Genomic DNA, 14,363 nt, shown 5'->3' on the forward strand with positions numbered 1-14,363 from the left:
TCGAAATCCTCTTGTGCGCGCTGAACCGGAAGTGACATGATCAGTCAGAAATTTCGCTCTTTTGCCGTCGGGCTGATCGCCGCGAGTATATGCGGTACCGTCTCCGGCGCATCGGCTCAATCGAGCGACAAGATCTCCAATCCGATTGCCGTCTTTTCCGGCCTCGACAAGATTACCGGACGAATCACCACCTTCGACGTCTACATCAACGAGACCGTGCAGTTCGGCGCGCTGCAATTGACGCCGCACGTCTGCTACACGCGTCCCGATACGGAGACACCGAAGACAGATACGTTTGTCGAGGTGGACGAGATCACGCTCGACCGCAAAATCCGCAAGATATTTTCGGGCTGGATGTTTGCCGACAGCCCCGGTCTCAATGCAGTCGAGCACCCGGTGTATGACGTCTGGCTAAAGGCCTGCAAACAGAAGTCGGACGTTCCAGCCCCGGATGCCGCCCAGACGGGCGGAACCCAGAACTAATTTCCCGCAAAAGCCAAGAGCCCTACATCGGCTTTGGACAGTTGATCATCCAGGGTGTGCCGTAGCGGTCGACAAACATTGCGAAACGCGCCGCCCAGGATGTTTCTCCGATCGGCATCATGATGCTTTCAGCGCCTTCCGAGAGGGCGGCAAACACGCGCTCCGCTTCGCCAGTCGTTTCTGTGTTGATGTTTACCGAAATGCCTTGAGCCTTCTTGAAGTAGGGCGGGGGCGCATCTGATCCCATCAGGATCGTATCCCCGACTTTCATATTGATGTGCATGATATTCTTGGCTAGCTCCGGCGCCGACGTGTTGCCTTCGGGCATCTCGTCATAACGGACCAATCTCTCGATCTTTCCGCCCAGCACTTTCTCGTACAATTTGAAGGCTTCTTCACATTGACCGTCGAAGTTCAAATAAGCATTGAGTCTCACGACAACTCTCCCTTTGGTTTGGGGTTATTCCCGTTCCAAGGACGAACGGAAATGCGCCCTCCCGACATTGCTCTCAAGAATGTTCTGAATACTGGTCGGGTTCCAACAGGGCACCATACAGCAGGATATGCGACGGTTTTTAGAACTCCGCCGGCTGCGCCAATGCATTTTCCAGCATCTTCTGGTACTGGCGCCGAGGAACTTCAACCGCGCCGAATGTTTCCAGGTGATTGGTGGTGAACTGGGTATCGAGCAGGGTGTAGCTTCTTTCGATCAGATGGCCGACGAGATGGACAAGGCAGACTTTCGAGGCGTCGCGTTCACGCGAAAACATGCTTTCGCCGAAAAATGCAGAGCCGAGGGCAATACCGTAGAGGCCGCCGACAAGTTCTCCCTCGCGCCAGGCTTCGACCGTATGGCAATAGCCGAGATCGAACAGCTTGCCATAGGCTTCGCGGATCGGGCCGTTGATCCAGGTACGCGCACGTTCACCGCTGCCGCTGGCGCAACCGGCTATGACGCCGGCGAAGTCGGTGTCATAGCGAATGTCGAAGCGGCCTTGGCGCACTGTCTTGCGCAGGCTGCGCGAGACGTGAAAATTCTCGAAGGGGATGATGCCGCGCTTTTCCGGACGCACCCAGAAGATTTCCGGATTGTCGGCCTCTTCGGCCATGGGAAAGACCCCGGTTGCATAGGCTCGCAGCAACAATTCGGGGTCTATTCTAAATGCTTCTTGCGGGTTCTTACCCGTCATGCCCTATTCTTCTGCAGCGTCTGCTGCGTCGCCAGCCAAATAATGTTCTAGCCAATGGATATCATAATCGCCATTGGCAATGTCAGGATTATTGATCAGATCCTGAAACAAAGGCAGCGTGGTCTTGATGCCATCGACAACGAACTCGTCGAGCGCCCGGCGCAAGCGCATCATGCATTCGACGCGGTTGCGGCCGTGAACGATGAGCTTGCCGATGAGGCTGTCATAGTAGGGCGGGATTTTGTAGCCGGTATAGACGCCGGAATCGACGCGAATGCCAAGGCCGCCTGGCGTATGCCAATGGGTAATGGTGCCCGGCGACGGCGTGAACGTCCGCGGATCTTCGGCGTTGATGCGACACTCGATGGCATGACCGGAGAAGCGGATATCCTCCTGCGTCACCGACAGTCCACCGCCGGAGGCAACGCGAATCTGCTCGTGCACGAGATCGATGCCGGTGATCGCCTCGGTCACAGGGTGTTCGACTTGAAGGCGGGTGTTCATTTCGATGAAATAGAACTCGCCATTCTCGTAGAGGAATTCGATGGTGCCGGCGCCACGATAGCCCATATCGGCCATGGCGTTGGCGCAGATCATGCCGATACGCTCGCGCTCATCGGAATTGAGGGCAGGCGAGTTCGCCTCTTCCCAGACCTTCTGGTGACGCCGCTGCAGAGAACAGTCGCGCTCGCCGAGATGCACCGCCTTGCCAAAGCCGTCGCCCATGACCTGAACTTCGATGTGGCGCGGCTGCTGCAGATATTTTTCGATGTAAACGGCATCATCGCCAAAGGCTGCACCCGCTTCGCTCCGCGCGGTCGACAGGGCAATCGAAAGCTCATCTTCGTTCATCGCGACCTTCATGCCGCGGCCACCGCCGCCGGCCGAGGCCTTGATGATGACCGGGTAGCCGATTTCCGCGCAGATGCGCGCAGCTTCCTTGTCGTCGGTCACGCCGCCTTCCGAACCCGGAACGACCGGAATACCAAGACGTTTGGCTGTGCGCTTGGCTTCGATCTTGTCGCCCATGACCCGGATATGCGCGGCAGTCGGGCCGATGAAAGTAATGTTGTGGGCTTCGAGGATCTCGGCGAACTTGGCATTCTCCGACAGGAAACCGTAACCCGGATGGATCGCATCGGCGCCGGTGATTTCGCAGGCGGCAACAATCTGATGGATATTCAGATAGCTATCGCGCGAAGGAGGCGGTCCGATACAAACACTTTCATCGGCAAGGCGCACATGCATGGCGTCGGCGTCAGCAGTCGAATGCACGGCTACCGTCTGGATGCCGAGCTCCTTGCAGGCCCGCAGGACGCGCAGGGCAATCTCGCCGCGATTGGCTATGAGGATTTTCTGAAACATCATGCTCTCGCTACTCGATCACAACCAGAAACTCACCATATTCGACGGGTTGGCTGTCTGTGACGAGGATGGCGGTAACGGTACCAGAACGTGGAGACGGTATCTGGTTCATCGTCTTCATGGCTTCGATGATCAGAAGCGTCTGGCCTTCCTTGACCTGTGACCCGACTTCGATAAAGGCGCGAGCGCCGGGTGCCGGGGAAAGGTACACCGTTCCAACCATGGGCGAAGGGATGGCGTTCTTCGAGGGATCAGCTACAGCGGTTGCGACAGGAACAGCCGACACCGCCGGGGCAGCGGCGGCGGCAGCCGGAGCTTGCGCATAGACCGGGGCTGCAGGCTGCATCGTTATCTGCCGCGATACGCGAATGCGAAGGTCGCCCTGCTCGATTTCGATATCGGTGAGGTCGGTCTCGTTCAGGATTTCCGCGAGATCGCGGATCATGACCTTGTCGATCCCGGTGGTTCTGTTAGCCATGCTTTTTCAAGCCCCTTATACCTGTTTGGCGGTCCGCTACTGCGACGCTGCCAGCTTGACGAGTGCGCGCAGGCCCATCACGTAGCCATCGACCCCGAAGCCACATATCACCCCTTTGGCCAAAGAGGAAACGTAGGAGTGATGGCGAAATGGCTCGCGCGCGTGAATATTGGAAAGATGAACCTCCACCAGCGTGACGGCGGCGGCGCGGATGGCATCATGCAATGCGATGGATGTATGCGTGTAGGCGGCAGGATTGATCAGCACCAACGCCTTTTGCTCGCCTGCCTCCTGAATCCAACTGACCAGGTCACCCTCGTGATTGGACTGGCGAAACACAATATCAACGCCCAGATTATCACCTTCGGCACGGCACAGAGCTTCGATATCGCTCAATGTCGCCGCGCCATATATTCCCGGCTCACGCTTACCAAGCATGTTCAGGTTCGGGCCGTTGAGGATAAAGATCTGCTGTTTCATGATCTACCAAAGAGTTCGCAATCGTGGTCCCATATAGACGGCTTATCGGCAAGCGAAAAGCCCGCAAAGTTAGGGTTAATGCTTGTCCACAAAGGGTTTTGCCAAGCAAAAGTAAATATTCAGGCTATTTGTTGCGAATATGGCTGATCTTTTCGGCGAGAACATCCGCACCAAGCGCGCCGGGCACGACTTCATTGCCCACGACATAGGATGGAGTGCCGGTAATGCTCAGGCTGTTTGCCAGTTCGAAATTTTCGTTGAAAGCCTTCGTGATCTCGGGCGACAGCATTTTCTCGCGGATCTGGGCTTCGTTCGCCCCCAGCTTGACCGCAATGGCCATTGCCGACGCTTCAGTTGCACGTCCTTCACCGCCCAGAAGATCGCGGTGGAACTCAAGGTATTTGTCCGGCATCAACGCCTTGAATGCCTTGGCGACGATATGCGCACGGGTTGAATCCGCACCGAGGATCGGAAATTCCTTCATGACGAAGCGCAGGTTGGGATCGCTCTTCAGCAGGGCATCCATGTCCGGCAACGCCTTTTTGCAATAACCGCAATTATAGTCGAAGAATTCGACGATCGTGACATCGCCGTTCGGGTTGCCAAAGACCGCGTCCATCGGCGAGTGAAATATCCTGTCTTTGTTTTCGCTGATGACCTGCGTCGAGGCTTCCTTTTGCGCGGCTTCCTGCTTGGCATTGAGCGCGGTCTGGACTTCGATCATGATTTCAGGATTGTTGATGAGGTAGTTCCGCACGATCCCTTCGATTTCGGCCCGATCGGTCGTTGATGCAGGAATGACGGACATATCTGCCACAGCACTAGGGGCTGTATCAGACCGGCCGGCCTGATAGCCAAGGGCGAGGGCGGCAACGCCAACAAGGCCGGCGGCGGCACCAATCAGGGCGACTTTTGTCATGATGAACTGTCCTTTTTCAAATTCTCTTGAAACGCGTGTTGCCGCGTCTCACTTGCGCTTGGCGCTGATGATATCTTGAGCCTGTATCCACTCTGGCGTGCCGCTTTTCAAGCCGCGCTGGGCACGAATGGCAAAGATTTGTGCGTCCTGAATCTTGCCGGAATAGTATTTCTGTTCCGCGCTGGCGAGATCGGAGCGGACCATGTCGCCCGTCTGGGCATAGGCTTGCGCCAGATAGCCGTAACCTGACGGATATTCGCGATCGCTGGCGATTCCAGCTTTGATTTCGCGGATGGACGCTTTGAGATTATCTGGCGTGCCGGACAACATGAGCGCTCGTCCATAGCTCATGCGAATCAGACTGGATTTGCGTGGGTCGAGCGCATTTGCTTTTTGAAAGGCCTTCGCCGCGTCGCCCGCCTTGTTCTGCTTCAACAGTATCTCGCCCCGGATCTCCTGGAAATAGGGGTTCTTTGGTTGTTCCTTGATCAGCACATCGATCTTTGAAAGCGCGGACTGGGACGATCCGTTGAGATAGGTTGCGATTGCATCGCCATAGCGCGCGCCGATATTGCGCGGATCCTTGCGGAAGGTCTGCAACACGCTTGCGCCGCCGCCCGTATAGGCTGCAATTTTACCACGCATCAAATCGTGACGTTGCTGCAGGGCAGGACTATCCAGCTTGTCAAAATAAGGACTGGCACGAGCCAGAGTCTCGAGGTTGGCAATGCGTTCCCGTGGCATCGGATGGCTGATGCGATAGGGGTCGACGCTGGTCCCGGTCAATGCGAGCGCATTGGAGAAGCGCTCGAAGGTCGTGAGCATCCCTTTGGCCGACTGTCCGGTGCTTGCGAGATAGGTGATGGCGGAACGGTCCGCGGCCATTTCTTCGGAGCGTTGATAGTTCAGGAGGTTGCGCATGGCGGCTTCGGGGCCGCCCATGGCGATACCCATTCCCGCTTTTGACAGACCGCTCGCGCCGCCTGCAGCGCCACCGACGACAGCCCCGATGCCGAGCAGGCTTGTCACGACGGCCATCGTCTTGGCAGCCGCCAATTGTTCGCGAAGCTTGAATTCGTGACCACCGGCAAGGTGGCCAGTCTCATGCGCGAGAACACCGATGATTTCATTGGGCGTCTGCGCCTGGAGCAGAGCCCCTGTATTGATGAAGATGCGCCTGCCATCGACAAAGGCATTGAAGCTATTGTTGTTGACAAGAACGATTCTGATCGCGTTTCGGGAAAGACCCGCCGCCTTGATGATCGGGGTGGCATAGTCGGTAACCAATGCCTCTATTTCCGCATCGCGAACAATGGGTACCGATGATGACTGGGCGGTGGCACTGGCGGTTTGCGCGACGCACAACGCCCCAGCGGACAGCATGATAAATGCACCGCGCGCCATGGCAGCGATCGATTGAGGTAAACTGAACCCGCGAACTTTTATCATAGTCTCATTGGTAGCGAAGTCGATCATCGAAAGAAAGGGATCAGCCCAAGCATCCCGATTTTGTGAAGCCAGACTAATCCGGCAAATCTGCGGCGCCCGTGACAATAATAGAGCTACCATAAAGAAGAACCGGCAATGCTGCCGGTCCTCATGTCATTTGTTCAAGGTCTTCCGAAGCTCAAAAGAACCCCTTCTTCTGCCACCAGCCACGCTTGGGGGCCGGTTCGCCTTCGGCTTTCTTTTCCTTGGCGCTGGACGAAGTGACGATAGGCTTGCTCTCCTCGACCTTCTTTGGCTCAGGCGCAGCAACGGGTTCCGGTGTCGGCTCCTGCTGTATTTCTACAGGTGCAATGGCTGGAACCTCAGCGACAGCGGGTGTGTCTTCTACGACTATTTCGACCTTTTTCGCCGATTTACGCGGTGCGCGTTTCGGCTTTGCAGGGGCTTCCGGTTCCGCTTCGGCAAGAACTTTGGCAACGGCAATCTCGGCCGCTTCGATAGCTGCCTTCGAGCGCGATCTACGTTTTACAGGCTTCTTTGCAGAGGCTTCTTCGATCACCGCGGGTTCTTCCGCGACGACCGCCTCAGCGGTCACCGGCACGGAAGCAACCTCGGCTGCATCTGCGATCGCTTCCACCGTCTTCGGTTTCGAGAAGTCGGGCAAGGGGATCGACACGAACACGGGCTCGGCATCCGGCACAGTCTTGGCGGTTACGCGGGTTTCCGTATCGTCGCCATCTTCGAAGCGCTTGTTCTTGCGCCCGCCGCGGCGACCCCGCCGACGCTTCTTGCGCCGTTCGTTTTCCTCTTCGCGCGCTTTGGTAGCCGCAGCATCTTCGCCTTCAACGGCTGGCTGGTCGGCGTCATCATCATCGCTGACAACCTGCTGGCCATGCTCGGCGCCGGCCGATTCCTGGCGATCACGACCGCCGCGCCGCCGCCGCTTGCGCTTGCGCTTGCGGGATGCGTCGTCATTGTCGGCGCTTCTCGCGGTTTCGCCGGTCTGCACCTCGGCGCCGTCATCCTCCGCATCTTCGACAACCGGATCGCTTTCGTCGAAATCGTCGGCGATGCCGAGAGTCGGTGTCTCCGTCAGCGGAACGATCGGGCCAAGCGCTATCGAACCCTTGTCGATGGCGAAGTGCTGGGCACCAACGCTGTCATCGGCTTCGATGCTGATCGTCAGGCCGAAACGTGCTTCGAGGTCGGCGAGATTCTGGCGCTTGTGGTTGAGGACATAGAGCGCGGTCGCAACGGTCGTACGAACGATGATATTGTTCTGCGAATGGCGCAGCAGATATTCTTCGATCGAGCGCATGACATGCAGCGCGACGGAGGAGGCAGAGCGTACATGCCCCGTCCCGCCGCAGACCGCACAAATCTGCGTTGTGCTCTCGAGTACACTGGCGCGGATGCGCTGGCGTGACATTTCAAGCAAACCGAAATGCGAGATCCGCCCAACCTGGATGCGGGCGCGATCATCCTTCAGACAATCCTTCATCCGCTTTTCAACCGCCCGATTGTTGCGGTTTTCTTCCATGTCGATGAAGTCGATGACAATCAGGCCGGCAAGATCGCGCAGGCGCAACTGACGCGCGATTTCATCCGCTGCTTCAAGATTTGTCTGCAACGCCGTGTCTTCAATGGAATGTTCGCGTGTCGAACGTCCGGAGTTGACGTCGATCGCCACCAGCGCTTCGGTCTGGTTGATAATAATGTAACCGCCGGACTTCAACGTAACTTGCGGCTGCAGCATACGGTCGAGTTGTGCCTCGATGCCGTTGCGCGCGAAGATCGGCGTCAGCTCGCGATAGGGCTGGACGACCTTCGCATGGCTCGGCATGAGCATGCGCATGAAGTCCTTGGCCTCGCGATAGCCATTCTCACCGGCAACCGCGATCTCGGTGATATCCTTGTTGTAAAGATCGCGGATCGAACGCTTGATCAGGCTGCCTTCCTCATAGACGAGCGTAGGCGCAGACGATGCAAGGGTAAGGCTGCGGACATTTTCCCACAGGCGCATCAGATATTCGTAGTCGCGCTTGACTTCCGGCTTGGTACGATTGGCGCCGGCGGTGCGCAGGATCACGCCCATGCCTTTCGGCACTTCGAGATCCTTGACGATGTCCTTCAGACGCTTGCGATCCTGGATGCTGGTGATCTTGCGCGAAATACCGCCGCCACGTGCGGTGTTCGGCATCAAGACGGAATAACGTCCGGCAAGTGACAGATAGGTAGTGAGGGCTGCACCCTTGTTGCCACGTTCTTCCTTGACGACCTGAACCAGCAGAATCTGCCGGCGCTTGATGACGTCCTGGATATTGTACTGACGGCGCTGAAAACGCTGATGCGTTGGAACTTCTTCCATTGCATCTTCAGCACCGACCGACTCGACCTCATCGAGTTCGTCGTGGACCTCGTCCTTGTCTTCGTTCGAGCGGCTTCTGGACCTTCTGGAATGGCCTTCGCCCGCATCATCCGAGACGGGCCGATCAGCGGCGCTTTCGCTGACGTGGTCCTCTTCGCCGACATTGACAGCTTCAGAAATCACATCTGCGTCGATCACTGCAGCGATTGTCTGATTGCTGCCCTCACTGGAGGTGTCTTCATCGCTCGATTCGTTTGATTCAGACGATTCGTTGTTTTCGCCACTATCACCCGAGACAGCAGTGTCTTCATCGGAAGCGTCGAGCTTCGATGTGTCGCCTTCCTGGCGCGGGCCACGACGGCCGCGACGGCGATTGCGTGTGCCACGATCGTTGCGATCGCGGCTGCGCTGTTCGCTGGCGTTCTCTTCGTGATCCTCATCCTGGCTTGCGGCTTCCGCCTCGGCATCGATCAGCGCCTGCCGGTCGGCGACCGGGATCTGGTAGTAATCGGGATGAATTTCGCTGAAAGCGAGAAAGCCATGGCGATTACCGCCATACTCAACGAATGCAGCCTGAAGGGAAGGTTCTACGCGCGTTACACGCGCCAGATAGATATTGCCTTTGATTTGTTTCTTATGTTCAGATTCAAAGTCAAATTCTTCAATTCGATTGCCGCGAACCACGACAACCCGTGTTTCCTCCTGGTGGGAGGCGTCGATTAGCATTTTGTCCGACATTATATTTCTTCTCCCCGGCCGAAACGCTGCCAACGCGAGACAGCCAGGAAACCCTCAAGGTTTCTGGCGCCGCGTCTTCACATTTGCCGGATATATTAAAGTTCGCAGAAACAGACAGACACGGCGACACGCGGAATTGCCCTCGGGCAGCCGCGGCTTGCAAGCCGGTTATATTCACGTCTGTAACAAACATTCCTGTTCCTGACGAAACGACCTCTACGAATGACACGCTTCTCAGCTGTGCCGACACTGTTAATACCCCCGAGAGGGCTGGCTCGATGCGCCTTGTCTGCGCGATCTGCCGTTCACAAAAAGCGTTGCCGACAATCCCTGTCGGCTCGCGCTAAATTCTTTTTGGTTACCCACAGCGAATTCGCCTATGCCGCTCCATGTCCTGTCTTTATTGTCAGCCGGTCATTTGCCGTGACATCAAAGAGCCCGATTCTGGACGGCAGAAAAGTAACCCACCTTTGCTTTTAGGAGGTGTGTCGCGTTATGACAAGGCCTTCTTCATAATCGTGTCATCGACGCATTACACACAGGGGATCCCATAAGATAATATTAACCATGGTTCCATACCTATTGGTTATACATAGTGAGTTCTTGGCAGGGTTCCAATGTGCACCGTGTCTGATACAACGGTGGACAGGGGATGCCTGCCCATCGGCGGGCCAAGAGAGATGAGCGTGATCTGTCGAATATTCATGGCTGCCGTCTTCGGCCTTCTTGTCTTCGTGCAAGCGGGCAAGTCCTCTCATGCGGCAGATGAACTGGCAGCGTTGACGTATCAAGCCGCCGGCGACGAACTGCGCACGCGCGTTGTCATCAATTTCGATCGCGAGCCAGATATATCGACAATGCTGCTTGATCAGCCGCATCGGTTGGCAATCGACCTTCCCAAAGCGGTTTTTGCCTTTGACAAGAAATCGGTGGAGCCGCGAGGGCTGATAACCGACGTGCGATACGGGCTGATCGACGCGTCACGTTCGCGCATTATCTTTACGCTCAAGGGACCTTTCGTTGTCGAGAAGCTCAATGTCATCAAGAACGACAACAGTCCGGGTTACCGGCTTGTGGCGGATTTTGTTGCCTCATCCGATCGGACGTTTGCGGAAGCCCTGAAGACACAGAATGCTACCACCGCCTCGACAGATACGGCTCCCAAGGGTGACCGGCTTGCCAGTGCTGCGCCAAACGAGGTCAGCAACGCGCCGAAACCATTTACTATCGTCATCGATCCGGGTCACGGCGGCATCGATAGCGGCGCGGAAAGCGCCAGCGGCATCATGGAAAAGAATGTGACGCTGATGTTTGCCCAGCAATTACGCGATGAGCTCGCCAAGCTGCCCGGTCTGCGGGTGGAAATGACCCGTAGTGACGACACCTTCCTGCGGCTGACCGAACGGGTTCGTATCGCTCGTCAATACGAAGCCAACCTGTTCATCTCTATACACGCCGATACGATCAATCGCGGTAATATACGCGGCGCGACCGTTTATACGGTCTCAGACAAGGCGTCCGATGCAGAATCGCGTGCTATGGCCGATCGCGAAAACCGTTCCGATGCGGTGGCCGGCGTTGCCTTTGACAATGAGGCACCGGAAATCGCCGATATTCTCATGGATCTGACGCGTCGTGAGACCCACACGTTCTCATTGAGTTTTGCCAAGACAGTGGTGAAGTCACTCAAGAAAGACGTCAACATGATCAACAACCCGCACCGTTTTGCCGGATTTCAGGTGCTGCGCGCGCCGGATGTGCCATCTGTGCTGGTCGAAATAGGCTATCTGTCCAATGCCGAGGACGAAAAGCTGATGCTTGATCCGGCCTGGAGAAGTCATGTTGCTGAGCGGCTCGCTTTGGCCGTCGGCGAGTTTGCCAACATGAAGATGGCTGGAGCGCTGAATTAGAGCAAGCTTTGTTTGAAAATGGTATCAAACGACGACGACCTCAAGAATTTCGAAGCGCACGGTGCCGCGCCCTTGCCGGTCACAAGCGATCAAGGCTACGTGGATCACGAAGGCGCTCGGATATGGTACGCGACATACGGGTCCGGCTCTCCGGTGATCTTGCTGCACGGTGGTCTCGGCCATAGCGGTAATTGGGGTTATCAGGTTCCAATGCTGGTCGGCTCCGGGTATCGCGCCGTGCTCATTGATAGCCGCGGACACGGCCGCAGTACACGCGATTTGCGGCCTTTTACATATGAGTTGATGGCGTCCGACGTTCTAGCCGTGATGGACGCACTGCATCTCGATAAGGCAGCCGTCGTCGGTTGGAGCGACGGCGCGTGCATCGCATTGATCCTCGCCATGAAAGCCCCCGCGCGTATTGCGGGTGTATTCTTCTTTGGCTGCAACATGGATCCCAGCGGCACAAAGGAAATTATGCCCAGTCCGGTCATCGACCGATGTTTCAGCCGGCACGCCAAAGACTACGCCCAGCTGTCGGCCACGCCGGATCAATTCAAGGCATTTGTCGAAGCGGTCAGCCTGATGATGAAAACCGAGCCCAACTATTCTGCGCCCGACATGGCTGATATCCATGCGCCTGTCGCGATCGTACAAAGCGAGCGTGATGAATTTATCAAGCCAGAACACGCCGAATATCTCGCTCGGAGTATTCCCGGCGCGGAATTAATCCTCCTGCCCGGCGTGAGCCATTTCGCGCCGCTGCAAAGGCCGGAGCAATTCAACAGGGTGATGCGGGCCTTTCTTGGCAAGGTTCTTTCGTAAAGAAAGATAATACTCGGTGGCGCTGCGGAGGATTTGCCCGCGTGGCTTCACCAATGAACCCAATCGCTGGGTACGCAATTTTCCGCAAAGTTTTTTACATAAGTGAACATAAGTATTGCGCTGCAGCATGGCGATTTGAAACGAATAGCCATTTTGTGCCAAGGGACGTGGAACCTTTTTCCAATCCATTGGTTTCATTCAAATAGAAGTCAAAATCGGATACAAATAGTGATTTGTTAAATCGGTTTAGTTTTCATACATAGTGTGCAGTGCAACGGAATATAAATCCGATTGCTCTAAGGATTGCTCGCGTAGAGAGCGGTTTTAATGGAGGGTGTTCGAAGAATGATAACAATAACCAAAGATACATCATCATCAAATGAAACAAATGTATTGAAGATGGCACAAGTGGCCACTGTTAAGACGATCGTCAAGGCGACCAAGAAGTTGAGCGAGCCTTGCGACAAGCGCACGATTTCCCAGATTTTGCGGGAATCCAATGGTGGTTTCAGCTTCCGCCGCTGAAACCATGATCCATCTCTCAAATCATAACACGCTGTCAAAGCGGAATATTATCATGCTTCTTCCAGGGATTTTCGAGATCCTTGTTGCGCAACATGCGCAGTGCCCTTGAGATCCGCTTGCGGGTCGAATGGGGCATGATGACTTCGTCGACATAACCGCGCTCGGCAGCAACAAACGGCGAAAGAAAACGATCCTCGTAGCGCTTCGTATGCGCTGCGATCTTTTCCACGTCACCAATATCTTTCCGGTAGATGATCTCGACGGCCCCCTTGGCGCCCATCACGGCGATCTGAGCGGACGGCCAAGCGTAATTGATATCGCCGCGCAGGTGTTTTGAAGCCATCACGTCATAGGCACCGCCATAGGCTTTGCGGGTAATCAGGGTGATCTTTGGTACGGTTGCCTCGGCATAGGCGAAGAGCAGCTTGGCGCCATGCTTGATCAGCCCGCCATATTCCTGCGCGGTCCCCGGAAGAAAGCCTGGAACGTCGACAAATGTAACGATCGGGATGTTAAAACAGTCGCAGAAGCGGACGAAGCGCGCTGCCTTGCGTGAGGCGTCGCTGTCGAGAACGCCCGCCAGAACCATAGGCTGATTGCCGACGATGCCAACCGTGCTGCCTTCGATACGGCCAAAACCAACAACGATGTTTTTCGCAAAACTCTCCTGGATCTCGAAGAAATCGGCTTCATCCACGGTTTTACGGATCAATTCCTTGATATCGTAGGGCTTGTTGGCATTGTCCGGCACCAGCCGATCCAGCGAGAAGTCCATTTCATCTATCGACTGATAGCACTCGATTGCGGGAATTTCGGCCGTGTTGGATGCAGGCAGGAAATCGATCAGGCGGCGCATCTGCAGGAGTGCGGCAACATCATTGTCATAAGCACCATCGGCAATGGACGACCTGGTGGTATGGATCGATGCGCCGCCGAGCTGTTCTGCCGTCACTGTTTCATTGGTAACCGTCTTCACTACATCCGGACCGGTCACGAACATGTAGGACGTGTCGCGCACCATGAAGATGAAGTCTGTCATGGCAGGCGAATAGACATCACCGCCGGCGCAAGGGCCCATGATGACGGAGATTTGCGGGATCACGCCGGAGGCGAGTACATTGCGCTGAAAAATCTCGGCATAGCCGCCGAGCGCCGCCACACCCTCTTGAATGCGCGCACCGCCGGCGTCGTAGAGCCCGATCACCGGCGCGCGGTTGCGCAATGCCATATCCTGGATCTTCTGGACCTTCTCGGCGTGAGCCTCTGAAAGCGAGCCGCCAAAAACCGTAAAGTCCTTGGCGAATACAAAAACTGTCCGGCCATTGATGGTTCCCCAGCCGGTGACGACGCCATCGCCGGCGAATTTCGTCTCTTCCATGCCGAAATCGGTCGAGCGGTGTTCGACGAACATGTCGAACTCCTCGAACGAGCCTTCGTCCAGAAAAATGTCGATGCGTTCGCGTGCCGTGAGCTTGCCGCGCTTGTGTTGCGCCTCGATCCGCACCTTGCCGCCACCTTCGCGCGCAATGTTCCTGCGGCGTTCAAGCTCGATCAGCACATCCTTCATGGCGTCCTCCTCGTTTTGTCATTTCTGATAACAGGAGAGGGCGGCGCGGGGAAGGAATTTGTCTTG

The 14,363-nt window shown here is 56.1% G+C and carries 12 protein-coding genes; 3 read left to right on the top strand and 9 right to left on the bottom strand.

Features of this window, described 5'->3' with window-relative positions; translation table 11 throughout:
* Positions 1-36: 36 nt before the first annotated feature.
* Complete coding sequence (locus ACSQ3H_RS14700; RefSeq protein ID WP_436117729.1) at positions 37-483, top strand: DUF2155 domain-containing protein; 447 nt, start codon at positions 37-39, stop codon at positions 481-483.
* A gap of 22 nt (positions 484-505) precedes the next feature.
* On the opposite strand, the gene ACSQ3H_RS14705 is transcribed toward ACSQ3H_RS14700, so the two are convergent.
* From ACSQ3H_RS14705 to ACSQ3H_RS14740, 8 genes are all read right to left on the bottom strand, one after another.
* The gene (locus tag ACSQ3H_RS14705; RefSeq protein ID WP_436117730.1) at positions 506-919 is read right to left on the bottom strand and encodes a VOC family protein; all 414 of its coding nucleotides are present in this window, start codon (positions 917-919) and stop codon (positions 506-508) included.
* Positions 920-1,058: 139 nt separating this feature from the next.
* Positions 1,059-1,628, bottom strand: coding sequence for a leucyl/phenylalanyl-tRNA--protein transferase (gene aat / locus ACSQ3H_RS14710; RefSeq protein WP_436119454.1), 570 nt, complete (start codon positions 1,626-1,628; stop codon positions 1,059-1,061).
* A 48-nt stretch (positions 1,629-1,676) separates the two neighbouring features.
* Positions 1,677-3,038 carry an acetyl-CoA carboxylase biotin carboxylase subunit gene (gene accC, locus ACSQ3H_RS14715; RefSeq protein WP_436119455.1) on the bottom strand — a complete coding sequence of 454 codons (1,362 nt, stop codon included), beginning with the start codon at positions 3,036-3,038 and terminating at the stop codon, positions 1,677-1,679.
* Between the two features lie 10 nt (positions 3,039-3,048).
* Positions 3,049-3,516 (bottom strand): acetyl-CoA carboxylase biotin carboxyl carrier protein, encoded by a 468-nt coding sequence (gene accB / locus ACSQ3H_RS14720; protein WP_436117731.1) that lies wholly within the window; start codon positions 3,514-3,516, stop codon positions 3,049-3,051.
* A gap of 36 nt (positions 3,517-3,552) precedes the next feature.
* On the bottom strand, positions 3,553-3,996 hold the full coding sequence (gene aroQ, locus ACSQ3H_RS14725; protein ID WP_436117732.1) for a type II 3-dehydroquinate dehydratase: 444 nt from the start codon (positions 3,994-3,996) through the stop codon (positions 3,553-3,555).
* 124 nt (positions 3,997-4,120) lie between these two features.
* Positions 4,121-4,915, bottom strand: coding sequence for a DsbA family protein (locus ACSQ3H_RS14730; RefSeq protein ID WP_436117733.1), 795 nt, complete (start codon positions 4,913-4,915; stop codon positions 4,121-4,123).
* Between the two features lie 48 nt (positions 4,916-4,963).
* Positions 4,964-6,319 carry a M48 family metalloprotease gene (locus tag ACSQ3H_RS14735; protein ID WP_436119456.1) on the bottom strand — a complete coding sequence of 452 codons (1,356 nt, stop codon included), beginning with the start codon at positions 6,317-6,319 and terminating at the stop codon, positions 4,964-4,966.
* A 223-nt stretch (positions 6,320-6,542) separates the two neighbouring features.
* Positions 6,543-9,470 (bottom strand): Rne/Rng family ribonuclease, encoded by a 2,928-nt coding sequence (locus ACSQ3H_RS14740; protein ID WP_436117734.1) that lies wholly within the window; start codon positions 9,468-9,470, stop codon positions 6,543-6,545.
* Positions 9,471-10,174: 704 nt separating this feature from the next.
* On the opposite strand from ACSQ3H_RS14740, the gene ACSQ3H_RS14745 reads away from it, so the two are divergent.
* Together ACSQ3H_RS14745 and ACSQ3H_RS14750 are read left to right on the top strand one after the other, a co-directional pair.
* Positions 10,175-11,380 (top strand): N-acetylmuramoyl-L-alanine amidase, encoded by a 1,206-nt coding sequence (locus ACSQ3H_RS14745; protein ID WP_436119457.1) that lies wholly within the window; start codon positions 10,175-10,177, stop codon positions 11,378-11,380.
* A gap of 18 nt (positions 11,381-11,398) precedes the next feature.
* The gene (locus ACSQ3H_RS14750) at positions 11,399-12,205 is read left to right on the top strand and encodes an alpha/beta fold hydrolase (protein WP_436119458.1); all 807 of its coding nucleotides are present in this window, start codon (positions 11,399-11,401) and stop codon (positions 12,203-12,205) included.
* 559 nt (positions 12,206-12,764) lie between these two features.
* Here the strand turns inward: ACSQ3H_RS14750 and ACSQ3H_RS14755 are convergent.
* Positions 12,765-14,297, bottom strand: coding sequence for an acyl-CoA carboxylase subunit beta (locus ACSQ3H_RS14755; protein ID WP_436117735.1), 1,533 nt, complete (start codon positions 14,295-14,297; stop codon positions 12,765-12,767).
* Positions 14,298-14,363: the final 66 nt, after the last annotated feature.

Origin of the sequence: Phyllobacterium sp. LjRoot231, assembly GCF_964253365.1 — a bacterium.
Taxonomy (GTDB): domain Bacteria; phylum Pseudomonadota; class Alphaproteobacteria; order Rhizobiales; family Rhizobiaceae; genus Phyllobacterium.